The 25,316-nt window shown below is 68.6% G+C and carries 24 protein-coding genes; 17 read left to right on the forward strand and 7 right to left on the reverse strand.

Annotation, left to right across the window (positions count from 1 at the left end):
- Positions 1–592: 592 nt before the first annotated feature.
- From ACZ3HV_RS14375 to ACZ3HV_RS14385, 3 genes are all read left to right on the forward strand, one after another.
- Positions 593–790, forward strand: a complete 198-nt coding sequence (locus ACZ3HV_RS14375; protein ID WP_465684338.1) for a hypothetical protein — start codon at positions 593–595, stop codon at positions 788–790.
- Positions 791–940: 150 nt separating this feature from the next.
- On the forward strand, positions 941–1,228 hold the full coding sequence (locus ACZ3HV_RS14380) for a WhiB family transcriptional regulator (RefSeq protein ID WP_131285495.1): 288 nt from the start codon (positions 941–943) through the stop codon (positions 1,226–1,228).
- A gap of 30 nt (positions 1,229–1,258) precedes the next feature.
- Complete coding sequence (locus ACZ3HV_RS14385; protein WP_465684340.1) at positions 1,259–1,474, forward strand: hypothetical protein; 216 nt, start codon at positions 1,259–1,261, stop codon at positions 1,472–1,474.
- A gap of 1,239 nt (positions 1,475–2,713) precedes the next feature.
- Here the strand turns inward: ACZ3HV_RS14385 and ACZ3HV_RS14390 are convergent.
- Positions 2,714–3,295, reverse strand: coding sequence for an NUDIX hydrolase (locus tag ACZ3HV_RS14390; protein ID WP_465684342.1), 582 nt, complete (start codon positions 3,293–3,295; stop codon positions 2,714–2,716).
- 18 nt (positions 3,296–3,313) lie between these two features.
- Here ACZ3HV_RS14390 and ACZ3HV_RS14395 point away from each other — a divergent pair, with 18 nt between their 5' ends.
- On the forward strand, positions 3,314–3,481 hold the full coding sequence (locus tag ACZ3HV_RS14395) for a hypothetical protein (RefSeq protein WP_465684344.1): 168 nt from the start codon (positions 3,314–3,316) through the stop codon (positions 3,479–3,481).
- A gap of 378 nt (positions 3,482–3,859) precedes the next feature.
- Positions 3,860–5,329 (forward strand): MFS transporter, encoded by a 1,470-nt coding sequence (locus ACZ3HV_RS14400; protein ID WP_465684346.1) that lies wholly within the window; start codon positions 3,860–3,862, stop codon positions 5,327–5,329.
- 74 nt (positions 5,330–5,403) lie between these two features.
- On the opposite strand, the gene ACZ3HV_RS14405 is transcribed toward ACZ3HV_RS14400, so the two are convergent.
- Positions 5,404–6,714 (reverse strand): ABC1 kinase family protein, encoded by a 1,311-nt coding sequence (locus ACZ3HV_RS14405; protein ID WP_465684348.1) that lies wholly within the window; start codon positions 6,712–6,714, stop codon positions 5,404–5,406.
- Between the two features lie 149 nt (positions 6,715–6,863).
- Positions 6,864–7,022 (reverse strand): DUF5679 domain-containing protein, encoded by a 159-nt coding sequence (locus ACZ3HV_RS14410; protein ID WP_012922897.1) that lies wholly within the window; start codon positions 7,020–7,022, stop codon positions 6,864–6,866.
- A gap of 524 nt (positions 7,023–7,546) precedes the next feature.
- On the opposite strand from ACZ3HV_RS14410, the gene ACZ3HV_RS14415 reads away from it, so the two are divergent.
- From ACZ3HV_RS14415 to ACZ3HV_RS14425, 3 genes are all read left to right on the forward strand, one after another.
- The gene (locus ACZ3HV_RS14415; RefSeq protein WP_465684350.1) at positions 7,547–8,095 is read left to right on the forward strand and encodes a YgjP-like metallopeptidase domain-containing protein; all 549 of its coding nucleotides are present in this window, start codon (positions 7,547–7,549) and stop codon (positions 8,093–8,095) included.
- 222 nt (positions 8,096–8,317) lie between these two features.
- On the forward strand, positions 8,318–10,504 hold the full coding sequence (locus tag ACZ3HV_RS14420; protein ID WP_465684352.1) for an MMPL family transporter: 2,187 nt from the start codon (positions 8,318–8,320) through the stop codon (positions 10,502–10,504).
- A gap of 92 nt (positions 10,505–10,596) precedes the next feature.
- Positions 10,597–11,289: a nucleoside/nucleotide kinase family protein gene (locus ACZ3HV_RS14425; RefSeq protein ID WP_465684354.1), complete on the forward strand. Its 693-nt coding sequence runs from the start codon at positions 10,597–10,599 to the stop codon at positions 11,287–11,289.
- On the opposite strand, the gene ACZ3HV_RS14430 is transcribed toward ACZ3HV_RS14425, so the two are convergent.
- Positions 11,252–11,827 carry a CGNR zinc finger domain-containing protein gene (locus ACZ3HV_RS14430; protein WP_465684356.1) on the reverse strand — a complete coding sequence of 192 codons (576 nt, stop codon included), beginning with the start codon at positions 11,825–11,827 and terminating at the stop codon, positions 11,252–11,254. The genes ACZ3HV_RS14425 and ACZ3HV_RS14430 overlap by 38 nt on opposite strands.
- A 67-nt stretch (positions 11,828–11,894) precedes the next feature.
- Here ACZ3HV_RS14430 and ACZ3HV_RS14435 point away from each other — a divergent pair, with 67 nt between their 5' ends.
- Positions 11,895–13,070 (forward strand): MFS transporter, encoded by a 1,176-nt coding sequence (locus tag ACZ3HV_RS14435; RefSeq protein WP_465684358.1) that lies wholly within the window; start codon positions 11,895–11,897, stop codon positions 13,068–13,070.
- On the opposite strand, the gene ACZ3HV_RS14440 is transcribed toward ACZ3HV_RS14435, so the two are convergent.
- On the reverse strand, positions 13,045–15,306 hold the full coding sequence (locus ACZ3HV_RS14440) for an FdhF/YdeP family oxidoreductase (protein ID WP_465684361.1): 2,262 nt from the start codon (positions 15,304–15,306) through the stop codon (positions 13,045–13,047). The two genes, ACZ3HV_RS14435 and ACZ3HV_RS14440, sit on opposite strands and share 26 nt — an antisense overlap.
- Before the next feature lie 146 nt (positions 15,307–15,452).
- Between ACZ3HV_RS14440 and ACZ3HV_RS14445 the strand changes: the two genes are divergently transcribed.
- The 5 genes from ACZ3HV_RS14445 (at position 15,453) to ACZ3HV_RS14465 (ending at position 20,459) form a co-directional block, all read left to right on the forward strand.
- Positions 15,453–16,181, forward strand: coding sequence for a 3-hydroxybutyrate dehydrogenase (locus tag ACZ3HV_RS14445; protein WP_465684363.1), 729 nt, complete (start codon positions 15,453–15,455; stop codon positions 16,179–16,181).
- A gap of 15 nt (positions 16,182–16,196) precedes the next feature.
- Positions 16,197–17,498 carry an MFS transporter gene (locus tag ACZ3HV_RS14450; RefSeq protein ID WP_465684364.1) on the forward strand — a complete coding sequence of 434 codons (1,302 nt, stop codon included), beginning with the start codon at positions 16,197–16,199 and terminating at the stop codon, positions 17,496–17,498.
- 17 nt (positions 17,499–17,515) lie between these two features.
- Entirely contained in the window at positions 17,516–19,282 is a 1,767-nt protein-coding gene (locus ACZ3HV_RS14455; RefSeq protein WP_465684366.1) for a helix-turn-helix domain-containing protein, read from the forward strand.
- A gap of 125 nt (positions 19,283–19,407) precedes the next feature.
- Positions 19,408–19,812, forward strand: coding sequence for a winged helix-turn-helix transcriptional regulator (locus ACZ3HV_RS14460; protein ID WP_465684368.1), 405 nt, complete (start codon positions 19,408–19,410; stop codon positions 19,810–19,812).
- Positions 19,809–20,459, forward strand: coding sequence for a DUF2064 domain-containing protein (locus ACZ3HV_RS14465; RefSeq protein WP_465684369.1), 651 nt, complete (start codon positions 19,809–19,811; stop codon positions 20,457–20,459). The genes ACZ3HV_RS14460 and ACZ3HV_RS14465 overlap by 4 nt, the downstream gene beginning before the upstream one ends.
- Before the next feature lie 721 nt (positions 20,460–21,180).
- On the opposite strand, the gene ACZ3HV_RS14470 is transcribed toward ACZ3HV_RS14465, so the two are convergent.
- Together ACZ3HV_RS14470 and ACZ3HV_RS14475 are read right to left on the reverse strand one after the other, a co-directional pair.
- Positions 21,181–21,741 (reverse strand): NUDIX hydrolase, encoded by a 561-nt coding sequence (locus ACZ3HV_RS14470; protein WP_465684371.1) that lies wholly within the window; start codon positions 21,739–21,741, stop codon positions 21,181–21,183.
- 74 nt (positions 21,742–21,815) lie between these two features.
- Positions 21,816–23,093, reverse strand: a complete 1,278-nt coding sequence (locus tag ACZ3HV_RS14475; protein ID WP_465684373.1) for a zinc-dependent metalloprotease — start codon at positions 23,091–23,093, stop codon at positions 21,816–21,818.
- Between the two features lie 343 nt (positions 23,094–23,436).
- Here ACZ3HV_RS14475 and ACZ3HV_RS14480 point away from each other — a divergent pair, with 343 nt between their 5' ends.
- Genes ACZ3HV_RS14480 through ACZ3HV_RS14490 form a run of 3 tightly spaced genes read left to right on the forward strand, consistent with a single transcriptional unit; the run spans position 23,437 to position 25,313 of the window.
- Positions 23,437–23,862, forward strand: coding sequence for a molybdenum cofactor biosynthesis protein MoaE (locus ACZ3HV_RS14480; protein ID WP_465684375.1), 426 nt, complete (start codon positions 23,437–23,439; stop codon positions 23,860–23,862).
- A gap of 30 nt (positions 23,863–23,892) precedes the next feature.
- A complete protein-coding gene (locus ACZ3HV_RS14485) occupies positions 23,893–24,279 on the forward strand; it encodes a hypothetical protein (RefSeq protein WP_465684377.1) in 387 nt (128 codons plus the stop codon).
- Positions 24,276–25,313 (forward strand): YlbL family protein, encoded by a 1,038-nt coding sequence (locus ACZ3HV_RS14490; protein ID WP_465684379.1) that lies wholly within the window; start codon positions 24,276–24,278, stop codon positions 25,311–25,313. Before ACZ3HV_RS14485 ends, ACZ3HV_RS14490 begins: the two co-directional genes overlap by 4 nt.
- Positions 25,314–25,316 lie beyond the last annotated feature (3 nt).

The following is a 25,316-nucleotide window of genomic DNA, read 5'->3' on the forward strand; positions in this document are numbered from 1 at the left end:
GCCATACCAGCGCGGCCCTCGGTCCCACCGGCCGCTTGGGCCCGCTCACCTCACCACCGCCCACCCGCCGATCACCGGCCACAGAGGCGCGGCCCTCACCTCCAACCGCTCGCACCCGGGACTTTTGCTTGGCCGCCGACGGTCAGCCGATCGGCAACCTGCAAAGTCCCGGGTGCGAGCTACCTGCAGGTTCAAGCGTTGGCTGCGGCAGCGGCATCCCCGCGTGTGCCCGATCGGGCAGCAACCCCGGCGTACGAAGAAATCTCTTGCCAGGCACGGGGTTGGCGGCGCACTCTGGAGGACGTGCCGTGTTCTGCTCCTGGCAGACGTGGCATTTAGGTGACAGAGGCAACGATCTCGGAGCGTGCGGTTGACGTCCCGGAGCGTGCCGGAATCCTGTCGCGGCAGCCAGATCCGGTCGCCGGGGCGGCAACTTCCGGCCAAGTTCGCAAACTGGCGATAAATAGTTTGCGGGCTCCGACTCCGGCGGCGTACTGTTCTTTCTGCGGTCGAAGCCTGGCCGAAAACTTCAAACCACCATAGCGATCGAGCTAACCGCCCGCTTCGCCACAACGAGAGGAGGTGCCCTGGAATGATCACCAACACGGTCAAGAAGCCGTTCAGCGACACTGCCGCGCTGCCGTGCGCCCCGATTCAGGGTGCCTCGCCGCGCCTGCACGTCGCGACCGTTGTGCTCATGGCTTCCACCTTTGCCCAGGTCCTGGGCGGAGCTGTCGGCGATGTGAAGTACGGCGGTTCGGGTTCTCGAGCATGGAGTCCACCGGTCTGACAAGACGTCAGAGCCGGCACCTCCAAGGCCGCGGAACCCGAAAAGGGTCCCGCGGCCCTTTTGTTTGTCCCTGAATTTGGCAGCCGTCAACCGGCGGCAGTCACCGACGACAAGAGATCAGCAACCAAAAGTCACTGGGAGGTGACCGGAATGAGCGTTAGCTTCCTCGATGTCTTCACCGAGGTGGCAACGTCGCAGGACCTGCCCTGTCGGTCCTACGCGCCAGAACTCTTCTTCGCCGAATCGCCGGCGGACGTCGAGTACGCAAAGTCTCTCTGCACGACCTGCCCGCTGAAGGCCGAGTGCCTGGCCGGAGCGCTCGAGCGTTCCGAGCCGTGGGGAGTGTGGGGTGGCGAGCTGTTCGTCCAGGGTGTGGTGGTTCCGCGCAAGCGGCCCCGTGGGCGTCCGCGCAAGAGCGACACCGTAACCGCGGCCTGACGAATCCAATCCGAATCGAGACTCCGAACCATGAGCAACCAGACGCACAGGAGAACTGAGATGCATCTACTTCACGAAGATCTCGCCCGTGCTCATTGTCGTTCTTCGCTGCACGACGCAGAGCAGAACCGGCGCTTCCGCCTCGCTCACAAGATCGAGAAGGCGCAGAAGCAGGCCGAGCGGGCCAGCCGGCGAGCTGAGAGGGCCAGCGCACGCGCGCGCCTCGCACTCGCCCGCTTGGTCTGATCAACCAGAACACACCGCCCGCCGGGGTGGTCCGTAAGGAGGACGACCCCAGCAGGCCCAGCCTGACCAGCTGAACTCCGAGGGGCGGCATCCCCCAAGATGCCGCCCCTCACCCATCCCCACCCCCAGCCCCCGTCCCAGCCCTCGCCCCGCGCCCTAGCCCGAAGCCCGGCTCCGCTCAGCCTCCAGCCCCCGTCCCAGCCCTCGCCTCGCGCCCCAGCCCGAGGCCCCGGCTCCGCTCAGCCTCCAGCCCCCGTCCCAGCCCTCGCCTCGCGCCCCAGCCCGAAGCCCCGGCTCCGCTCGGCCTCCAGCCCCCGTCCCAGCCCTCGCCTCGCGCCCCAGCCCGAAGCCCCGGCTCCGCTCGGCCTCCAGCCCGGTCCCACCCCTCGCCCCGAGCCCTGGCCCCAGCCCGAAGCCCGGCTCGGCCTCAGCCTCCGGCCCCGTCCCAACCCCAGCCTCAAGTCCGGTCCGCGGCTCCGGCCCAGCCTCCGGCGCTCGGCTCAGCGCTCGGCTCCAGCCCCGGCTCTCCGCTCCGCGCTCGGCTCCGGCCCCGCCCTCTGCCCACCCCGCCGGTGAACATGTCGGACGTCCGGCACTCACTAACTGCCCCCCGAGCGGCAGGCGCCAGGCTCAGGCGGAGGCTGCAGTTGGCAGTCGTGTAGTGCTGGCGGTCCGCACCCAGGCGAGCCCCGGGCCCTAGGCCCGAGCCCCGGCCCACGACCCCGGCTCCCGGCTCCCGGCCCTCCCCCCGGCCCTGGCCGCCGGCCCTCGGTCCCCACCCCCGGCTCCCCAACCTCCAACTCCAGCCCTCGGCCCCCACCTCGGCCCCGGGGCGTACCCCAGTGCCCGGCGGTGACCACGGCCGGACCTCCAGCACTCATCAACTGGGCCCGAGCGGCCGGCGCCGCGCTCAGGCGGGAGTTGCAGGTGGCAGTTGTGTAGTGCTGGCGGTCCGCACCCCGGCGAGTCCCGGGCCTTCGGCCCCAGCCCCAAACCCGGCCCACGACCCTCGCTCCCGGCTCCCGGCTCCCCGGCCCTCGGTCCCCACCCCGGCTCCCGGCCCCCAGTGTCCAGCCCCAGCCCTCGGACCCCAGCTCCAGCCCCCCAGCCCTCGGACCCCAGCTCCAGCCCCCCGGCGCTCGGCTCCAGCGCCGGCCCCGGGCCTACTCCCAGGCCTGGCGGTGACCGCGGCCGGACCTCCAGCACTCAGCAACTGGGTCCGAGCGGCAGGCGCCGCGCTTAGGCGGGAGGGGGAGGTGGCGGTTGTGTAGTGGCGGGGGTCCGCGTCCTGGCGAGTCCGGCGTCCGCCAGCAGGGTCTGCTGTAAGCCGAGCAGGGTGATGCCGCTGAGGATTTCGTGGCGGGCGATCATCTCGGGTACGTCGGCGAGCCGGATCCACTCGATCCGGTCGGACTCGTTGCGCTCGGTCGGTTCGCCGATCCGGGTCGCGGTCGTGGCCCGGAAGACGTGGTGTGTGGAGTCCATGATTCCGGCGCCGGGTTGGGAGCGGATCAGCTCGGAGAGCTGGCCGGGGCGCCAGCCGGTCTCCTCCTCGAGCTCGCGGGCGGCCGCGGTCATCGGGGATTCGCCGGTCTCGATGATGCCCATCGGGAGTTCCCACGCCCAGGTGTCGGTCAGGAACCGGTGCCGCCACATCAGCAGCACCTTCCCGTCGACGGTGACCACCGTGGCGGCCACGTCACTCAGGCGGACCGCGTGGTAGTCGACGCGGCGGCCGTCGGGTTGCTCGACGTCCAGGCGCCGTACGCTCAGCCACGGGCTGGCCCAGACTTCCTGTTCTTCGTGGATCAGCCAACGCACGCGGTGCAGACTACTGCTATGGCAAGAGCTACCTGTGCGTTGTGTGGACAGCAGGCGGACTCGGACGACACGCCGCTGACCTGGGTGACCTCGGTCGAGAACGGCCGAAAGCTCCTGTACTGCGACCGGTGCGCGCGCGAGAACGTCCGCAGCATCGAAGGAAAGCTCGACCCCCTCTACTGGTGAGCCCGCTGGCAAACCCTCCAACTGAGTGGTTAACCCCTGAGTTGGAGGGTTGCCCCCTGAGATTCTGAGTGGGCAACCCTCCACTTGAGGGGGCAACCCCTGGCGTGGCGGGCACGGCCGACGTGATCGGCGGGCGGGTGTGAGCTGTCGGCAGGTGCGTCGCGGCTGGGGGGCTAGCGGCGGACGGGTTCGCGGGCGGGGTGGTGTGTGGGCGGGTAGGGGCCTGGCTGGGGTGGTGTGTGGGCGGGTGGGGGCCTGGCTGGGGTGGTCTGTCGGCGGGCGGGGCGGCGTGGTGGCTGGTTTGGGGGTGGTGTCGAGATTGGGGGGGGAGTCGGTCGACGTAGGGGTGATGGGACTCCTGCGGAAGGACAGCGGATCGTGACAGTCGGTACTGAGGGCGGGGCCGTGGGGACCGGGCGGCGGCAGTGGGTTGCGCTGGGGGTTTTGTGCCTTGCCACGTTGTTGGTGTCGTTGGATCTGTTCGTGATGTTGCTGGCCGTGCCGGCAGTGACCGAGGCGCTTGGGGCGACGAGTAGCCAGCAGTTGTGGATCCTGGATGTGTACGGGTTCATGGTCGCCGGGCTGATGATCACGATGGGCAACCTGGGTGATCGGATCGGCCGGCGTCGACTGCTGTTGACCGCGGCCGCCGTCTTCGGTGTGGCTTCGATCGTCGCGGCGTACTCGGTTAGTCCCGGCATGTTGATCGGTGCGCGGGCGGTGCTGGGGATCGCCGGGGCCGCGATCGCGCCGTGCACGTTGTCGCTGATCTCGACGCTGTTCCCGGATGCGCGGCAGCGGGCGACCGCGCTGGGCGTCTGGGGCGGTTGCTTCACGGTCGGCGCCACCGTCGGGCCGATCGTGGGCGGCGTGCTGCTCAATCATTTCTGGTGGGGCTCGGCGTTCTTGATCGGCGTACCGGCGATGGTCGTGCTGCTCGTGGTCGGCCCGGTGCTGCTGCCGGAGTACCGCAACGAGAGGGCCGGGCGGATCGACGTACCGAGCGTCGTGCTGTCGCTGGCCGCGATCCTGCCCGCGATCCATGGGCTGAAGCACCTGGCCGCGCACGGCCCCGGCGCACAGTCCGTCGGTGGGCTGCTGAGCGGCGGAGTGTTCGGCTGGATCTTCGTACGGCGTCAGCGACGCCTGGCGGACCCGTTGGTCGACGTACGGCTGTTCACCCGGCGGACGTTCAGCGTGACGCTCGGCAGCATGATGTCGTACTCGATGCTCTCCGGCGGCGTCATGGTGTTCGTCGCGCAGTACTTCCAGCTGGTGCTGGGCATGACCCCGCTGGCCGCCGGGATCGCGCTGGTCCCAGGCATGATCACGTCGACCATCGCCTTCCAGTTGGCGCCGCGGCTGGCGCAGCGGATCCGGCCGGGCGTGCTGATCCCGGCCGGCATCGCGTTCACGATCGTCGGGATGGCCGTGATGACGCAGGCGACATCGACCACCGTCCTGGTGATCGCGTTCGCGGTCGAGTGCATCGGTGCCGCGCCGCTGGTCACGCTCGGGACGAACCTGGTCATCGGCTCGGTCCCACCTGAGAAGGCCGGGTCCGCCGGCGCGCTGACGCAGACCGGCAACGAGTTCGGCTACGCGCTGGGTATCGCGATCCTGGGCAGCGTGGTCACCGCGGTGTACCGCAGCCAGATGGGCGGCCGCGGCGGTAACTCCCTCGGCGAGGCGATCACCCAGGGCGTCCCCGACGACGTCCTCACCCAGGCCCGCGAGGCGTTCACCAGCGGCTTCCACCTCGCAGCTGGCATCACCGCCGTAGCCCTGACCGCCATCGCGATCCTGCTCGCGATCACCCTCCGCGCGACGCCGCCCCTCAGTCGGTGAAGCCGCTCAGCCGGTCAAGCCCCTCAGCCGGTGAAGCCCCTCAGCAGATGAAGCCGCTCAGTCGATGAAGCGAGTCAGTCGGTGAACCCGGGCAGGAACTCCTCCAGGACGGACCGGAACGGCGCTTCCGCCTCGAGTTGCGAGAGTACGGCGATGCCGCCGATCCACACGCGATGGATCAGCAGGTACGACGGCGGGAGGTTGATCTTGAGCGCCATCGACGCGCTCGGGGAGCGGAAGTCACCGGTCCGGTTCGCCTGGGCACGCATCCACGCCCGGCTGAACTGGAACGTCTCGGCCCGGGCCGGCTCGGCGAACGGGGCGAGGTAGTCCATCAGCTGGTCCGGGTCGATCTCCATCCGCGGCTTGATGAAGCCCTCGTCGCGCAGCCCGGCCAGGACGGCCGCGGCGTCGCCTTGCAGGGAGATCCGCAGCAGCCGCCCGATCGCTGGCGGCAGGCCGTCCGGCAGCCGGGCGCACAGGCCGAAGTCGACCACGCCGAGCCGGCCGTCGGCCATCACCCGGAAGTTCCCCGGATGGGGGTCCGAGTGCAGCAGACCGGCGTACTTCGGTCCGCTGAACATGAACCGGACGTACTTCAGCCCGATCTCGTCGCGCTCCTGCTTCGTGCCGTCGGTGATGAACGACGACAGCGGCCGGCCCTCGATCCACTCCGACACGATGACCGTGGGGGAGTGCTTGATGACGCGGGGGACGACGAACTCCGGGTGGTCCTTGAAGGCGTCGGCGTACTGCTGCTGGGCCTGGGACTCGCGGTCGTAGTCCAGCTCCTCGCCGATCCGCTCCTGCAGTTCGGCGACGAGCGGCTTGATGTCGAGGCCGGGGATGAACGTCCCGAAGGTCCGGGCGAACCGGCCGAGCTGGCGCAGGTCCGCGCGGAGCGCGTCGGCGGCACCCGGGTACTGCAGCTTCACGGCGACCTCGCGGCCGTCCATGAGGACGCCACGGTGCACCTGGCCGATCGACGCGGCCGCCGCCGGCAGGTCGTCGAACTCGGAGAACCGGTCCCGCCAGCGCTTGCCCAGCTCGCGGGACAGGATCGTGTGCACGGTCGAGGCCGGCATCGGCGGGGCGGAGTCCTGCAGCTTGGTCAGGGTGGCCCGGTACGGCGCTGCGAGCTCCTCCGGCATCGCGGACTCCATCAGGCTGAGCATCTGCCCGAACTTCATCGCGCCGCCCTTGAGCTCACCGAGGACGGCGAACAACTGGTCGGCGGTCCGGCGCTGGAACTCGGCGAACACGGTCTCGGCCGGGGCGCCACCGATGCGCTTGCCCAGGCCGACCGTCGCCCGCCCGGCGGCACCGAGGGGCAGGCTGGCAAGTTTCGCGGTCCGGCTCAGCGCCTTACGAGGAAGGTCCGACACGTTCCCATTCTGTCCGGTCACCCAAGTGGCCCGCCGGCCGGGTCACCGGCATGTCGCGTACGGCGTACGCCGCAGGCGGGTTGTGGACGACGGAGGGGCGGCGTCCGGCACGCGCAACGTGCCGGCCACCGCCCCTACGACTTGGTGCGTCAGGCCTTGCCGAGGATCCGGTTCAGGTTCGTACCGCACTCGGGGCACTTGGCCTTGGCCATGCGCGTGCCCTTGTCGTTGACCTTGACCTCGCCGTCGGCGGTGCGCTTGGCCTTGCACTTGACGCAGTAGAACTCGCCGCTCCAGGTCTCTGCCATGAGGGCCCTCTCCTTGCTCTGAATACCAGCCTCGGGGTTCCGACCCCGCGGCCGTCGTGGATGCTAACGGCAGACCGTCCTGCCGTAGGCCGTTCGGCCCAGTCGGGATTCACCCTACGGCAGGCTGGCGCACGCTCAAGCGCACCTGCCGGCCCGCGCGCCGCTGGAATCCCCCGAGGAAAGCCTTTTCCGGACCCCTCGGCAGCACGGAACAGGCTCCCGGGGATCCGCCTTCGGAACCGCTCGGCTTCCCCTCCGAGCGGCCCCGGAGGCGGTCCGGGAGCCTGTTGGACCTGACGCTAAGTGGCGGCGGTGGAGGTGGCAAGCCCACGTTGTCCACGCCTGTGGATAACTCTGTGGGCAACCTGTGGGGCACGCCGCGCGGCGCTGTGGACACCCAGGGGAACACGGTGTGAACAACCGGGATCGGCCGACCCAAGATCTGGCGTCTGACCTGCGAAAACGTCGATGCACAGGATGTGGACGGAAGAAAGTTGTCAGATTCTGGGGGTACGTTTTGACCCATGGCCGACTCTCCACCGCGTTCGACCCCTGGCCCGATCCCGCCGTTCGTGGACATCCGTCGCAGCAAGCGGCGCAAGCGGACCGTCAGCGCGTACCGGGACGGCGAGCGGGTCGTCGTGCTGATGCCCGACCGGTTGTCGGCCGCCGAGGAGGCGCGCTGGGTCGAGACCATGCTGGCGCGGCTGGACAAGCAGCGCAGCAGATCCCGCGTGTCGGACGAAAAATTGTTGGCCAGAGCACACGAACTCGCGTGTCGCCATCTCCCCGAAGTGCCCGAACCTGCGTCTGTGAGGTGGGTTTCGAACCAAAACAGACGGTGGGGATCCTGCACTCCGGCGGACAGATCGATCCGTTTGAGCACCCGTCTGCAGTCGATGCCGGGCTGGGTAGTCGACTATGTGCTCATCCACGAGCTCGCCCATCTGGTCGAGCCGGCCCACAACGCCGCCTTCTGGGCGCTGGTCCACCGCTACCCCAAGGCCGAGCGTGCCGAGGGGTATCTGGAGGGTATTTCCGCCGCCTCCTCGCTGGATCTCGAGGACTTCTGAGCCCCGCTCACGGGCGCTGCCAGACGTCCGAAAGCTCCGATCACCCCGGCGCCGTACGGCGTACGAGAAAGGGTGGGGTGGGGTTAGCCCCAGGGTGAACTGGGTGGCTTCCTGCATGGTCGCGGCCCGGCTCCGCGAGCCAGGGTTGAGCCGTAGCCAGCGCCACGCCAGGTGCGCTGGGTGGGGCGCCGCCAGGTGGCGGGGCAGAGGGGCAGGGAACGTATGGCCAGGGGACAGATCACCGTCCGGGCGGCACGCTGGAGTGCCACCCATCCGTGGCGGGCGATCGCGATGTGGGTGGTCGTCGTGATCGCGTGTTTCGCGATCGGCTCGGTGACCGGGACCAAGGAGTCCGAGAACGAGGGCGACATCGGTGAGGTGACCCGGGCGGACAACATCGTCAAGTCCGGCAACTTCGCCGACCCGGATGTGGAGAGCGTGCTGATCACGGCTCCGTCCGGGACGCTCGACCAGGCGGCGGCCAACCAGGCGGCCGGCGTGGTGATCCAGCGGATGCGCGCCCTCGGTGGGGTCGCGGAGGTCGCTCAGCCGATGCCGTCGCCGAACAAGGACGCGGTGATCGTCAGGGTCACCCTGAAGGACGGCGACGGTGACAACCGGGTCCAGCCGCTCCTCGACACCACAGCCAAGATCCAGCAGGAGTATCCGAAGCTCCGGATCGAAGAGGTCGGTGGTCTGTCGATCGACAAGGCGCTGAACGAGACGCTCGGCAAGGACTTCAAGCGCGCCGAGATGTTCAGCCTGCCGGTGACGCTCGCGATCCTCTTGATCGCGTTCGGCGCGCTGATCGCGGCCTCCGTTCCACTGGTACTCGCGTTGTCCGCCGTCGCAGCCGCGATCGGCCTATCGGCAGCCGCGTCCCAGCTCATCCCCGCGGTCGACGCGGTGAACAGCGTGATCCTGCTGATCGGTATGGCTGTCGGTGTCGACTATTCACTCTTCTACCTACGCCGTGAACGCGAGGAACGGGCCAAGGGTCGCGGTCATGTCGACGCGGTCGAGATCGCCGCCGCCACGTCTGGCCACGCGGTCGTCGTCTCCGGTACTGCGGTGATCATCTCGATGGCCGGGTTGTTCCTGGCCCGGGACGCGGTGTTCTCGTCGTTCGCGGTCGGCTCGATCCTGGTCGTCGCGGTCGCCGTCGTCGGCTCGCTGACCGTGCTCCCCGCCGTACTGGCGAAGCTCGGCCGCTGGGTGGACCGTCCGCGGATCCCGCTGGTCTGGCGGCTCACCGCGAGCAAGGGCAAGCCGCGATTCTGGCCGGCTGTGCTGAAGCCCGCACTGAAGCACCCGGTCGCCACTCTGCTGGTTTCCGTCACCGCATTGCTCGCGGTCGCGTCGCCGGCGCTCGGGATGACGCTGAAGTTCCCGGGCACCGAGGACCTGCCGCGCACGACGTCGGTGATGAAGGCGTACGACCGGCTGACCGCGGCCTTCCCGAGCACGGGCACCAGCCACGAGGTCGCCGTACGGGCTCCGGCCAACCAGGCGCCTGCGGTCAAAGCAGCTCTGGCTGAACTGATGCAGCGCACGGAGAAGGACAAGCTGTTCGCTCAGGACGGTCTCGAGGAGCCGCGGGTCTCCAAGGACGGCACGGTCACGACGCTCGAGGTCGCCACGCCGTACGAGGGTGGCAGCCAGGAAGCGCGGGACTCGCTGACCAAGCTGCGCAAGGAACTGATGCCGGAGACGGTCGGCAAGGTGCCGGGAGTCGAGTACGCCGTCGGTGGGTTCGTGGCCGCGGATGTCGACTATGCGGCGCACACACGGGACAAGCTGCCGCTGGTGATCGGGTTCGTGCTGCTGCTGACGCTGATCGTGATGATGGTGACGTTCCGGTCGGTGGTCGTCGCGTTCACCGCGATCGTGCTGAACCTGCTGAGTGCCGGAGCGGCGTACGGCGTCGTCACGGCGGTGTTCCAGAACACCTGGGCTGAGGGGATTCTCGGCTTCCGGTCGAACGGTGCGGTGGTCAGTTGGTTGCCACTGTTCCTCTTCGTGGTGCTGTTCGGTCTGTCGATGGACTACCACGTGTTCGTGGTCAGCCGGATCCGCGAGGCGGTGCTGCGCGGCGTGCCGACCAAGCAGGCGGTGGCCGAGGGCATCACCGGCTCGGCCGGCGTGGTCACCAGCGCGGCGGCCGTGATGATCGGGGTGTTCGCGGTCTTCGCGACGCTGAGCACGCTGGACATGAAGCAGCTCGGTGTCGGCTTGGCGGTGGCCATCCTGATCGACGCGACCATCATCCGGGCGGTCGTCCTGCCTAGCGCGATGATCCTGCTCGGCGAGGCCAACTGGTGGGCTCCCAAGTGGCTGCGCCGTACGCCGAAGCACGCGATCCAGCCGCCCGCCCCGGAGGAGGAGCGCGAGCTCACCCCGGTCGGCTGACGGTTCCGGTACGACGCGAGCGCCCCACCCGCCGGTGGGGCGCTCGCCCGTGGTCGGGCTGCTAGCGTCGCTCCTCCTGGGAAGGAGAAGCTGTGGATCAGCGGGCCGAGACGTTGGTGCAGTTGGCGGAGTTGGTGCTCGCGGTGGAACGGCCACACCCGGTGCGGGTAGCGATCGATGGGTGTTCGGCGGCCGGGAAGACCACGCTGGCGGATGAGCTCGTGCAGGTACTGCGTGATCGCACCGAGCGTGAGGTGATCCGCGCGGAGATCGACCACTTCAAGCGTGCCGTCGAGCTGCGTACGACGTACCCGGTGGACTCGCCGGAGAGCTACTACCTTGAGACCTGGGACAACGAGGCCATTCGCCACCGGCTGTTGGTGCCGCTCGGCCCAGACGGCGATCGCCGGTACACCGCCGGGATCAGGGACTCGTCCGCCAAGACTGTCCTCGACACGCCCGTCGCGGTGGCAGCAGACGATGCCGTGCTGCTGGCTGACGGCGCATTCCTCCAACGGCCTGAGCTCGACGACTACTGGGATCTCCGCGTCTACGTGGACATCACCTTCGAGGAAGTACTCCGCCGCGGCACCATTCGCGACCAGCAGTGGATGGACTCCGCCGAGGCCGCCGAGCACCGCTACCGCACCAGGTACATCCCCGGCGAGCGCCTGTACGTCGATCAGGTTCGTCCGAAGGACCGTGCACAGGTTGTCGTGGGCAACCAGGACCCGGCGAACCCGACACTCACGAGGTTTGCCGAGCGCGATGTGCCGCGGCTTTGACCCGGCTTTGACATTGGGGTGAGCAGAAGCGGCGCTGGCCGTTGCGGGAGATGTCGACGAAGACGCGGTCGCAGTGCGGCGCTGCGCAGACTCCCAGCCGGCCGGCCAGGCCCGTGCCCAGCGCGAGGGCGAGACCGGCCGCGCAGCCGGCGGCCCAGCCGTTGACGAGTCCGTCGTCCGGGCCGTGGAAGTGCAGACTCCAGCCGTCGTTGCGCCGGTCCAACTGCGGTCGCGCGTTGGTGTCCAGGAGCAGCGAGTTCACCTCGTCGGCGGCCCGATCGAGGTCGCCGCTGTGCGCCGCCTCGAAAACGATCCGCATCCGTCCCGCGAGCACGGCCAGCCGCCGCGCGTCCTCCGGCCGGACCGACAGCTGCGGATAGCCGATGGCGACCAAAGCGTCGGCCACGGCCTGCGCCTTGTCGTCCGGTACGGCGTACGCGGCGCCGCCGGACGCACCGGGCGTCAGCCGGTTCACGTACTCGACGGAGGCCGCGAGCACGTTCCGGGCATGACTATCAAAAGACACTTGACCAGTCACAAGATCTCTCCGTAGGCTCGAACTCGCGTGACCGATCATATCCACTTAGACAGTCATGGAGTCGAACATGAGTGCTGCCGCGACCCTGACCGCGCCCTGGCGTGGGTTGTCCCCGGCGGTGTGGATCCTGGTCGTGGCTCGCGCGGTCAACAAGATCGGCGCGTTCACGCTGCCGTTCCTCGGGGTGGTGCTCACCGTCGAGTTCGGCGCCTCGCTCGGCCAGACCGGCGTGATCCTGGCGCTCTTCGGCGCGGCCACGATCCCGTCCCGGCTGCTCGGCGGTCACCTGGCCGACCGCCTCGGCCGCCGCCGGACGATCGTCCTCGGCCTGACCGGCTGCGCGATCGCCCAGACCTGGATAGCGCTCAGCCACGTGCTCTGGTCCGCAGTCGTCGCCACCCTGCTGCTCGGCCTTGTCTTCGAGATCTATGAGCCGCCGAGCCAGGCGATGATCGCTGACGTCACGGAGCCTTCCCAACGCCCGGCGGCGTACGGCCTCTACAGCGCGGCGCTGGCCGCGGCCGGGGTCCTGGCCGGCCTGCTCGCAGCGGCGATCAGCCATGTGGACCTGCGCTGGCTCTTCGTCGCCGATGCGGTCACCTGCCTGGCCTGCGCCGTGCTGGTCGCGGTCGCCCTCCCAGCCGACGTACGACGAGAACGTGAGGTCGCGCCCACCGTCGCAACAGCCGTCTGGAGCGACCGCCGACTACTGCTGTTGCTTGCCGGCGGCACTGTCTTCGCCACTCTCTACATGCAGCTGATCATCGGCATGCCACTCACTCTGCTCGAGCAAGGCCTCCCGAAATCGGGCACCGGCATCATCCTCGCCGTCTCCGCGGTCACACTGATCCTCGCCCAGCGCGTACTGCGCATCCAGCACCTCGACGACTTCCGAGCGATGAGCATTGGCTACGTCATGCTCGGCGTCGGCCTGGTAGTCAGTGCCTTCGCGCAAAGCCTCGCGATCTTCCTGCTCGCCGCGGTCCTGTGGAGCCTCGGCGATCTGTTCCTCTTAACCCGCTACCTGACGCAGGCATCCGGCCTCGCGCCCGATCACGCCCGCGGCCGCTACCTCGCTGTCTTCGGCCTCAGCTGGGGCATCGCGACGACGATCGCGCCACTGACCGTCACCCAACTCCTCGACGCAGCAGGTCCCAAGGGTCTGTGGCTCACCAGTGCGGCAGTGGCCGCGGCACTGGCGATCCTCCAGTCGTGGTTCAGGAAGCGACTGGCTCCAGCCTGACCGTCAGGCCCTTCGCGACCGGTGTGTTGCTGCCCTTGGCAACGTCGTCGGCGGCCATCAGCACGTTGGTTTCCGGGTAGTACGCCGCCACACAACCGCGTGCGGTCGGATAGGAGACCAGCCGGAACCCGGAGGCACGCCGCTCGACGCCCGCGAACTCGCTCACGATGTCGACGTACCCACCGTCCTTCAATCCCAGCTCGGCCAGGTCGTCCGGATGCACGAAGACGACCTCGCGCGTCCCGTGCACGCCGCGGTAGCGGTCCTCGAGCCCGTAGATCGTGGTGTTGAACTGGTCGTGACTGCGCATGGTCTGCAGCAGCAGCCGACCGGGCGCCGTCGGCAACCAGGTCAGGTCGTTCGCCGTGAACTGCGCCCGCGCGTCGGACGTCCGGAACTCACGCTTGTCCCGGGCCGCGTGCGCCAGCAGGAACCCACCCTCGTTGGCTCGCAGGCGCTCCTCGAAGTTCTCGTACCCGTCCGCGACGCGCCCGATCCGCTGCCGGATCAGGCTGTAGTCATCGGCGAAGTCAGCCCACGGAATCTGCCCGACGTCTGGTACGACGGCCTGCGCCAGCCCGCAGATGATGCCGATCTCCGACTTCATCTCCGGACCCGGTGGGATCAGGTTGCCGGTGGACAGATGGACCGCACCTTGCGAGTCCTCGACCGTCACCGACTGCGGACCCGCCGCCGTGTGGTCGTGGTCGGTCCGCCCGAGTGTCGGCAGGATCAGCGCCTCGCGACCGGTGATGGTGTGCGAGCGGTTGAGCTTCGTCGACACGTGCACGGTCAGATCGCACTCGCGTAGACCGCGATGCACGACCTCGGTATCGGGTGTCGCGGACGCGAAGTTCCCACCCATCGCGATGAAGACGCGTACGGCGTTGTCCCGCAACCGCTGCACGGTCGCGGCCGCGTCGATGCCGTGCTCTCGGGGTGAGGTGAAGGCGAACTCGTGGTCCAGCTTGTCCAGGAAGGCGTCCGGCATCTTCTCCCAGATCCCCATGCTGCGGTCGCCCTGGACGTTCGAGTGGCCGCGCACCGGGCACGGTCCGGCGCCGCGCTTGCCGATGTTGCCCTGCAGGAGCAGGACGTTGACGATCTCGCTGATCGTCGCGACGGCCTCGCGGTGCTGGGTCAGGCCCATCGCCCAGCAGATGACTGTCGCCTTGGACTTGATGAACCGCTGGGTGAACTCCTCGATCTCCCGGCGGTGCAGCCCGGTCGCGAGCTCGACCGCCGCCCAGTCGATCTCGCTGTTGTGCTTGGCGTAGAGGTCGTACCCGCTGGTGTGATCGTCGATGAAGGACTTGTCCAGCACAGTCCCCGGGCTGGCCGCCTCGGCGTCGAGCAGCAGGTGGCCGACGGCGAGGAACAACGCCTGGTCGCCGCCGATCCGGATCTGCAGATGCTGGTCGGCGAGCGTCGTACCCTTGCCGATCCAGCCGGACGGGCGCTGGGGGTTCTTGAAGTTCATCAGGCCGGGCTCGGGCAGCGGATTCACCGAGACGATGTCGGCGCCGTTCTTCTTCGCGATCTCGAGGTGGCTGAGCATCCGGGGTGCGTTGGTGCCCGGGTTCTGGCCGACGACGACGATCAGCTCGGCCTCTTCCAGCATCTCCAGCGTGACGGCGCCCTTGCCGCTGCCGATCACCCGCGACAGCGCCGTACCGGAGGACTCGTGGCACATGTTCGAGCAGTCGGGCAGGTTGTTGGTGCCGTAGGCGCGGACGAACAGCTGGTAGAGGAACGCGGCCTCGTTGCTGGTCCGGCCGGAGGTGTAGAAGACGGCGTCGTTCGGGTCGACCAGCGCCTTCAGGTGTCGCGCGACGACCTGGAACGCCTCCTCCCAGCCGACCGGCTCGTAGTGCGTCGCCCCGGCCCGCAGCAGCATCGGCTCGGTGATCCGGCCGAGCTTGCCGAGCTCGAACTCGGAGATCTCGTTCATCGCCTCGACCGGGTGCTCGGCGAAGAAGGCGCGCGGCACCCGCTTGCGGGTCGCCTCCCAGGCCACCGCCTTGGCGCCGTTCTCGCAGAACTCGGCCGCGTGCTTGCGCTTGTGGTCGGGGTCCGGCCAGGCACAGGACGGGCAGTCGAACCCGCCGTCCTGGTTCATCCTCAAGAAGACCTTGCCGGTCCGCGCCGGGCCCATCTCCCGAAGACCGAACTTGAACGACGAGAGCACCGCGGGGACGCCGGCCGCCTTCTTCTTCGGCTGTTCGATATCGACCATGTTTCAACAATAGGTCCACCTATCATCACGCGCTGCTTTGATAGGCGAAGTTGTGGACAAGTGGCGCAGAACACCACTGACCAGGGCCTGGATGTGTGCTCGCATCCCATAGTGTGCCGGGGCGGGGATTTCTACAGTCGTCGCCCATGGAGACCCGTCGAGCCCTAGTCACCGGAGCTGCGTCCGGCATCGGCGCCGCGTGTGCCCGGCGCCTCGCGGCGGACGGCGTACATGTCGTCGCAGTCGACTTCGACCCGGCCGGACTCGAGGCGCTCGAGGGTGTGGAGACGGTGGTGGCCGACCTGTCCAACCTTGACAGCCTGTCCGAGCTGCCGACGGACGTGGACATCCTGGTGAACAACGCCGGGGTCCAGCAGGTTGCACCGGTCGAGCAGTTCCCGCCGGAGCGCTTCAGCTACATCCTGCGGCTCATGCTCGAGTCACCGTTCCGGCTCATCCGGCAGTCGCTGCCCCACATGTACGGCGCCGGCTGGGGCCGCGTGGTCAACATCAGCTCGGTGCACGGACTCCGGGCCAGCCCGTTCAAAGCGGCGTACGTCGCTGCCAAGCACGGACTCGAAGGACTCAGCAAGGTCGTCGCCCTGGAGGGCGCGGCGCACGGCGTGACCAGCAACTGTGTGAACCCGGCCTACGTCCGTACGCCGCTCGTCACCGCCCAGCTCGCGGACCAGGCGGCCACCCATGGCCTGTCCGAGGCAGAGGTGCTGGACAAGGTCCTGCTCGAACCGGTCGCGGTGAAGCGGCTGATCGAGCCGGCCGAAGTGGCGGAGCTGGTCGCGCTGCTGTGCGGCCCGGCGTCCGCTTCCATCACGGGGAGCTCGTTCGTACTCGACGGCGGCTGGACCGCCCACTAGCTCAGGAGCCCGCCCATGACAGCAACAGAACCGGTTCGTACCCGGACATCGATCGTCCGCGTGGTCGGCGCGAGTCTCGTCGGCACGACGGTCGAGTGGTACGACTTCTTCCTCTACGGCGTCGCCGCGTCGGTCGTGTTCGGTGATCTCTTCTTCCCGAAGGGCGAAGAGCTGACAGGGACGCTCCTGAGCTTCGCCACCTTCGCAGTGGGCTTCTTCGCCCGTCCGATCGGCGGAGTGGTGTTCGGCCACTTCGGAGACCGGTTGGGGCGCAAGCAACTGCTGGTGCTGTCGCTGCTGATGATGGGCGTGGCCACGTTCGCCATCGGCCTGCTACCGACGTACGCACAGGTCGGTGCGCTCGCTCCGATCCTGCTGACCGTGCTGCGACTCATCCAGGGCTTCGCCCTCGGTGGTGAGTGGGGTGGCGCCGTACTGATCGTGTCCGAGCACGGTGATCCCGCACGGCGTGGCTTCTGGGCATCTTGGCCACAGGCCGGCGCTCCCGCCGGTCAGCTGATCGCGAACGGCGTACTGGCCGCCCTGGCGGCATTCCAGTCGGACGAGGCGTTCAACTCCTGGGGCTGGCGCATTCCGTTCCTGCTGTCCGCCGTACTCGTGCTGGTGGGGCTGTGGGTGCGGCTGCGGATCGAGGAGTCGCCGGTGTTCCAGGAAGCGCGGGCGAAGCAGCAGCCGGTGGACAAGCTGCCGATCCTCGAGGTGATCACGCGCTACCCGCGGGAGATCCTGACCGCGATGGGCGCCCGGATGGCGGAGAACGTCAGCTACTACATCTTCACGATCGTCATCGCGACGTACGCGAAGGAACACCTTGGCATGGGCAAGTCCTTCGCGCTGAACGCCGTACTGATCGGTGCGGCCATCCACTTCTTCGCGATCCCGTTGTGGGGTGCGCTGTCGGACCGCATCGGCCGGAAGCCGGTGTATCTGATCGGTGCGGTCGGAGTCGGCGTGTGGGCCTTCGTCTTCATCGCCCTGGTGAACACGAAGAACTTCGCCCTCGCCACACTGGCCGTCACTGTCGGACTGGTGCTGCATGGCGCGATGTACGGGCCACAGGCAGCGTTCTTCACCGAGCTCTTCGGCACGCGGGTCCGCTACTCCGGTGTGTCGGTTGGCTACCAGCTCGCGTCGATCATCGCGGGCGGTCTGGCCCCGTTCATCGCGGTGGCCCTGCTCAAGGCGTACGACTCCGGCTATGCGATCTCGGTGTACGTCGCAGCCTGCGCAGTGATCTCGGTGGTCGCGGTGACGTCGTACTCCGAAACCCGTCGCCGGGACCTCACCGCTCTGTAGGTGGCATCATCGCCAAGATGGAGGAGCTGCTCCGGCTGCTGGCCGAGGACGCGCCCGGGAGCGAGTTGGCCCGGGCGGCGGGCGAGGACGCGGTGGCACGCGACCTCGCCCTGCGGATCCGGGCCGGCATCGACGCCAGCAAGAAGCGCGAGGCCGAGCTGTCCACGCTGGTCGATGTGGCGCGCGAACTCGCCTCCGCCCGGGACCCAGGCGGCGTACTCGATACCATCGTCCATCGCGCCCGCACCCTGCTTGGCGCGGATGTCGCCTACCTGACCTTGTACGACGAGGCACGCGGCGACACGTACATGCGGGCTACCGATGGGTCCGTGTCGGCGGCCTTCCAGCAGGTCAGGCTCCCGCTGGGCGCGGGACTTGGCGGTTTGGTCGCGGAGACCTACAAGCCGTACTGGACCGCGGACTATCCGGCCGACCATCGCTTCCGGCACACCACATCGATCGACCACGCCGTCGGTGAGGAGGGTCTGGTAGCCATCTGCGGTACGCCGCTCATCGTCGACGGAGCCTTCGTCGGCGTGCTGTTCGCTTCCAACCGGACCCGCCGACCGTTCAGCCGCGAGGAGGTGTCACTCCTAGGTTCACTGGCAGCTCTGGCGGCCGTGACGATCGTCCAAGTCCGCGCAGCCGCCGAGACAGCGGCCGCACTCGACCAGCTCTCCGCTGCGCACGCCGGTGTCGAGCACGCGGCTGCAGCCCATGACCGCTTCGCCGGGATCGTGTTGTCCGGTGGTGATGTGGACGCGATCGCAGCCGCACTGGCCGAGCTCCTCGACGTGTGGGTCGTCCTGGTCGACGCTGTCGGCAACGAGCTCGCGGTCGCCGGCGGCGTACCTGGAACGACGGTGCCCTGGCAGGACTCCGAGTCCGGTCGATTGACTCGCATCGGTGACTGCTGGGTGGTCGCAGCGACCGCCAAAGGCGAGCGACTCGGCGCACTGGTCATCGGTGGCGTCGACGACCTGTCCGGCGCGGACCAGCGCATCGTCGAACGCGCCGCCGTTGTCACCGCACTGGTGCTGCTGTTCCGCCGTCAGGCCGCCCAGCAGACCCAACGCGCCCAGGCGGACCTGCTGGCAGATGTCCTGAGTGGCAGCGCAGATCCGAGGACACTGACCGACCGGCTCCGGCTGGTCGCACCGAACCGCCGTCATGATCGCCTGGTGGTAGCGGTCTGCCGCGGCGACCACACCGGCGTACTGGCCAGGCTCACCGCACCGCTGGAAGACAAGCTCACCCTCAGCGGCCCGTACGCCGGGGACCTCGTGCTCCTGTTCACGTCGTCCGACCCGGCGAAGGTGGCCCACGGACTGGCCGCGGTAGCCCGCCACGCCGGTGTGACGATCGCGGTCACCGGCCCAGCGGCCTGGGGGAGCGACCTGATCGCAGTGCATCGCCAAGCGGCCCGACTGGTCACCACCATGCTGCGACTCGGCCGGACCGCCCAGGCCGCAACACCTGACGACCTAGGCCTCGCAGGGCTCGTCGGCGCGGCGCGCGCAGACATTGCCGCTCACGTCGACCATGTGCTCGGCCCAGTGATCGAGTACGACGCTCAGCGCGGGACTGATCTGATCGGGACGCTACGGGCGTACTTCGCCGCGGGACAGAGCCCGACCCGTGCAGCTGATGCCCTGCACGTCCATCCGAACACTGTCCAGCAGCGTTTGGACCGCATCACCGTGCTGCTCGGTGAAGGCTGGCTCCACCCCGACCACGCCCTCGACGTACAGGTCGCACTGCGCCTACAGCTGACCCTGGACTAGGTGCGGCCGCTGTGACCTCGGGCTCTCTCCTTAGCTCGACGCCTGTTGGCGACACCAATTTCGGAGAGTTACTCTCTGGCGGGAAGTACGCACTCGGAAGTGCGTATCGCACGACGAGGAGAGTCATGGCCACCCGCACCGCCGCCCAACTCCGGGAAGACGCAGCCCGCGAGTACGACGCGTTCCTGGCGACCTGTCCAGCCCGGCAGCTGCTGGACCGCATCAGCGACAAATGGGTGACCCTCATCCTCACCGCCCTAGCCGACGGCCCCCAGCGATACTCCGACCTGTCCCGCCGCATCGCAGGCGTCAGCCAGAAGATGCTCACCCAAACCCTGCGCTCCCTCGAACGCGACGGCCTCCTCACGCGCTCGGTAACGCCGTCAGTCCCAGTCCGCGTCGACTACGAACTAACGCCGCTAGGCCAGACCCTCATGCCCCTGATCGCCGCCATCAAGTCCTGGGCCGAAACCCACATGACCGAAGTCAACACAGCCCGAACCACCTACGACGTAAGCACACCAGCGTGACCCCATCAGACCAGGACGAGCGCGCGGCTGTGACGGCGTCGGATCGGCGGGTGGTGGTGCTCGTCGTACCTGCTCTGGGGACGTGGGCACCGCCGGGTCGTGACCCGGAGGCGTGGCGGCTGGCGTTGGCTGAGGATACGTATGAGGTGCTGGCGGGTCTGGATCGCGTTGACGTGGCGGTCGCCGTTGCCGGCGGCTCGGAGTCGACGCTGTCCGAGGTTGGTGACCTGACCTGGCCCGGTACTCCCGTCTACGCCGTCGACCCCAATCGACCAGTACTCGACGCGGTGGAACTCGCCGGCCCGGCCGCAGCAGTAGTCGCCGTCTCCCACGACGTACCCGATCTGCCAGGACTCCTCATCGGCAAACTCTTCCGCGCACTCAGCACCGCGGACATCGCCGTCACCCCCGCCGAGGACGGTTCGCTAGCGGCGATCGGCGTCAATCGCCCAACGGCCGATTGGGTCGCAGAGGTCGCCCCCACCTTCGACACCGCGCTGTCTGAACTCGAGTCCCGCAAACCCCGCCGGCATGCGGTCGCGATCGGCCCAGGTTGGCACCGTCTGCGATCGGCCGGTGACATAGCGCGATTGGATCCTGGCCTCGAGGGCTGGGACGCAACAAGATCCATACTTCGTCGCGCCTGAGGCGTCACCTTCCTGCTCGCCGCTCGTTCACCAAGCAGCGGGAAACTCCTGGGGGGAGTTCGGACTGACCGTCGATGCCGTTCAGGGGCGGTACCCGGCCCAGCCCACCCCCGCCAGGGGTTGCCCCGCGGACAACAACCGGGGGACGGCCAGCCCAACCCCACCTGACCGGGGTCACGGGCACGCACAGCGGCACCACACGGGGATACGCAGTTCCACGGGGAAACAGCAATACTGCAAGGCATGCAGGAGACAGCTGTACCGCACGGGGGATGAACAGTACGACGGGGATCAGCAGTAATGCGGGGGGTTCCACGGGGGATCGGTAGTGCAACGGGGATTGCATGGGGGATCGGTAGTACAGCGAGGGCTTCACGGGGATGGCCTGTACGACGGGGTTCCACGGGGATGGGTAGTGCGAGGGGATCGGCTGTGCGGCAGGTCATGTGGGGATGGCTGTGCGGCTGGGGATTGTGGGTAGAGCGGGGGAGTAGGGGGTCTTAGAGGCACGTGGGCCGGCTGAATCAGTCGGCCCACAGCTCGGCCTCGACTGGCGACACCGGGTTGATGATCAGCCCTCGACCGCGGTTCCCGCGACCCCGGTCCACACGGCTGGCGCGCCGCATCCTGCCACGCGGCCTCAGTACTTCACGCACAACGTGGTCGCGTGCTCCGTCGGCTAACCGGCCGGGGAGTGGACATGACGTGCTGGGGTGCTCCGTCAGTTGCCTAAGCGGGGAGTGGTGGTGAGGTGGTGGCGGGCTCTGTTCGCCAATTGCCGGACGGTGGTGTCTGTGTCGGGTGGTAGGGCGTCGATTGGATACCAAGCGAGGTCGTGGGATTCCTCGCTGGCGGTGTACTCCGTGCCTGCTGTGGCGGTGACCAGGAACTGGACGTCCAGGTGGAAGGTGCCCGCGCAGCCGCCGGCGAGGATTTGGTGGCGGGAGAGTAGAAGTGGGGACGGGTCGATCGTCAGGTGGTCGAGGCCCGACTCCTCGGTGGATTCGCGAAGGGCGGCGCCGCCGAGGGTGGTGTCGCCGGGCTCGCAGTGGCCGCCGAGTTGGAGCCAGCAGCCGACTGTTTTGTGCAGAGTGAGTAGTGCTCGGGTGCCCGTCGCGTCGACGAGCAGCGCGCTCGCGGTGATGTGCTCGGGCCGGCTGCTTCGCCACATGCCGTCCGCGTGCTGTGCCAGATGCCGCAAGTAGTGCTCGCGCAGCTTCTCTTGCTCAGCATCGGGCGCAGCCCAGCCCTCCAACGTCGCTACCGCATCGTCATGAAGCATCCGCCAAGTCTCCACCATGCGCCGCGTCCCACAGCCCGCCCCGCAGTTTGGCTGGGCGGGCGTGGGTAGGGGAGTTACTTGGTGGGGTTGTCGGGGCCTTCGTCGGGGAGGAAGTCGGTGATGTCGATGTCGGCCAGTTCGCCGGCGTGTTGGGCGAAGCCGATGGGGTCGTCCAGGTCGGAGGCGCTGGGGAGGAGGTCGGGGTGCGACCACAGCTCGTCGCGGCCCTCCAGGCCTCGGGCGTCGCGGACTGCGGCCCACAGGTTCGCCGCGTCGCGGAGTCGGCGCGGCCGCAGTTGGAGTCCGACAAGCGTGGCGAACGTCTGCTCCGCCGGACCGCCGGCCGCACGGCGCCGTCGTACCGTCTCGGAAAGCTGGACGGCGGACGGCATCCGGTCCTTGGTGGCTTGCCGTACGACGTCGTCCACCCAGCCCTCGACCAGCGCAAGGGCGGTCTCGAGCCGGACCAGCGCTGCCTTCTGCTGCTCCGAGTCCTCGGGCTCGAACAGGCCGCCCGCGAGTGCCTCTTGCATCGCCTCCGGGTTCTGCGGATCGATGTCGGCCATCGCGCGCTCGATCTTGCCGGTGTCCACCTCGATCCCGGCGGCGTAGTCGGCGATCGCGGCCAGCACGTGCTGCTTCAGCCACGGCACGCCCGCATACAGGCGCTGGTGGGCCACCTCACGCAGGGCCAGGTAGAGCCGCACGTCCTCGTCGGTCACGCCAAGACCCTCGGCGAACTTGGCGACATTGTCCGGGAGCAGGATCGCCTGACCCGTCGGTCCGAGCGGCAGGCCGATGTCGGACGAGCTCACGACCTCACCGGCGAGCTCACCCAGCGCCTGACCGACCTGCGCACCGAAGACGGACCCGCCCAGCTGCCGCAGCATGCCGGCCATGGGGCCGGCGAACTGCTGAGCCTCGGCCGGGAGGGCATTGCCCATCGCGCCGGCGACGTGCTCAGCGACCGGGTCGACGATCGTCTGCCACACGGGCAGCGTGTTCTCGACCCACTCGGCCCGGCTCCAGGCCGCGGAGGTGGCGGACACCTCGGGCAGCGTGGTCGACTCGTCGAGCCAGTGCTCGGCCAGCCGGACGGCGTCCGATACCCGATCGGTGTCGGCAGACGTGATGGAGCGGTCTCCGGCGGCGGAGACCGTCTTGCGGGCGATGTCCTTGGCCAGGTCCCAGTTCACCGGCTTGCCGTCGGTGGAACCGCTGAGCAGCTGCTGGACCTGGGCGAAGATCGCGTTCAGGTCCGGGGTGCCGCCCGCGCCGGCCGCACCGGAGAACTGCTGGAACATGGCCTCGAACGGAGTTCCCTTGAACGGGTTGTCCGGTTCGTCGCTCATCGGAGTGGGCCTTCCTGTGCGGTGGGGCGTACAACTCCAACGTACTGGTTCCACCCACCGGTTCCTCCCCGGGCGAACGCTTTACCGTTCCAGTTCGCCTCGGGCAGACCCACCGCCCGCTCACAGGCGGCGCAGATCGCGGGTAGGTGAGCGAGGCAACAGTCTCGCGGGGTGCGCAACACGCCACGGAAAGCAGCTTCGGGTACGCCGCAATCCACGGTCGAGTCGGGCGGAAAGAGGAGGGGATGTGCGGTTTGAGGGGGATCGGAGGGAGAATCGAGTGGATGGGGGACGGTTCGAGGCAGGTGGACGAGAGTCGGCGCGTGCTGGGAATGAGGGACGGATGAGCGACACGATCAGGCTCCTGGAGATCCGGGAGGACGTGCTGTCCAGCGATGAGGTGCTGGCTGCTGTCGCCGACCCGACCGCCGGTGGGACCGCTCTCTTCATTGGCACGGTGCGCAACCACGACCAGGCCAAGCCGGTTGATCGGCTCAGTTACGAGGCGCACCCGGACGCCCTGGAGCACCTGCGGAAGGTGGCGCAGCGTATTTGCGACGATCCCGGGGTGACCGCGCTGGCCGCCGTCCACCGGACCGGAGACCTGAAGATCGGGGATGCCGCCGTGATCGTGGCGGTGGCCGCCTCGCACCGTGACGTCGCGTTCGCCGCCTGCCGCCGGCTGATCGACGATCTCAAGGCCGAGGTCCCGATTTGGAAACACCAGCACTTCACCGACGGTGCCAGCGAGTGGGTCGGCGCTCACTGACCCGTACGCTGGGCGCATGAAGGTGGCCGGATGAAGGTTTTGGCGTGGCTGGCGTTCCCGCTGGTCGCCACGCTGCTGGCGATGTGCTGGGCGGCGTGGCGCGGGCGGAGCCGTGGTCCGCGCCGATCCGGTGGTGCCTTCGCCTCGGTCGAGGACTTCCGCCGTTTCAATGAAGCGCTCGCCGCACCCGGCCCCAGCGCCACCCGGGAACGCCGCCGCGGCTTCGGTCGCCGCACCGCCACGACCGTTTCGAGTGCGGCTGGCATCCACAAGTCCGACGACCGGGCCGCTCCGGCCGCCGACGGCTCGGGGACGGATCCGGGTGCTGGGACGTTGGACCCGGCAAAGGCACTCGCCAGGAAGCTCGGTCCGGCCGAGATGTTCGGTTCCACCAAGATCGCAGGGCAGGGTTCGTGACACGTCGTACCGCCACATTGGTCACTTCGATCGTCGTGCTGGTCATCTCGCTCGGCCTGCTCACCGCCTTCCCGGTGCCGTTCGTCTCGTTCAGCCCCGGGCCGGTCAAGGACACCCTGGGCACGACGAAGAACAAGCCGGTCATCGAGATCACCGGTCACGAGACCTTCCCGACGACCGGTCAGCTCGACCTGACCACGGTGTCGGTCACCTCGCCGGACCGTGAACTGACGCTCCCGCAGGCGATGCGGAACTGGTTCGACCCGCATCACGACCTGTTCCCGCGCGACATCATCTATCCGCCGGACCAGAGTGCCGACGAGGTCGAGCAGCAGAACACCGCCGAGATGACCGGCTCGCAGGACAGTGCGATCGCGGCCGCTCTGCAGGCGGCCAAGGTCCCGTTCCACGCGAAGGTCTCGACGGTGGCGAAGGACACTCCGGCGGACGGCAAGCTGAAGGCCGGCGACATCGTGCTGGCCGTCGACGGACAGACGGTCACCCAGGTCCCGCAGGTCGGCGACCTCGTTCGCAAGCACAAGGTCGGCGAGAACGTCGTCTTCCTGATCCGGCGCGGCGGCACCGAGCAGACCGTGCAACTGAAGACCGCGGCGACACCCGGCGAGGCCACCCGCCCGATGGTCGGTATCAGCATCGGCGTCGACTCGCCGGTCAAGGTGACGGTCAACCTCGGCCAGGACATCGGCGGCCCGAGCGCTGGCACGGCGTTCGCGCTGGCTATCTACGACAAGCTGACACCAGGCCCCCTGCTGGACGGCAAGCACGTCGCCGGCACCGGAACGATCGACGCGCTCGGCCAGGTCGGAGCGATCGGCGGCATCCAGCAGAAGATCGCCGGCGCCAAGAACGACGGGGCCACGGTGTTCCTGGTCCCAGGCCCGAACTGCGCGGCGGCGTTGCACGCCGGCGTAAAGGACATCCGGTTGGTGAAGATCACCACCCTGAGCGAGGCGATCAGTGCCCTGACGGCGATCGCCGGCGGAAAGGGAGATGTCCCGGCATGCACACCGTGAACC

Source organism: Kribbella sp. NPDC020701, from assembly GCF_055562215.1.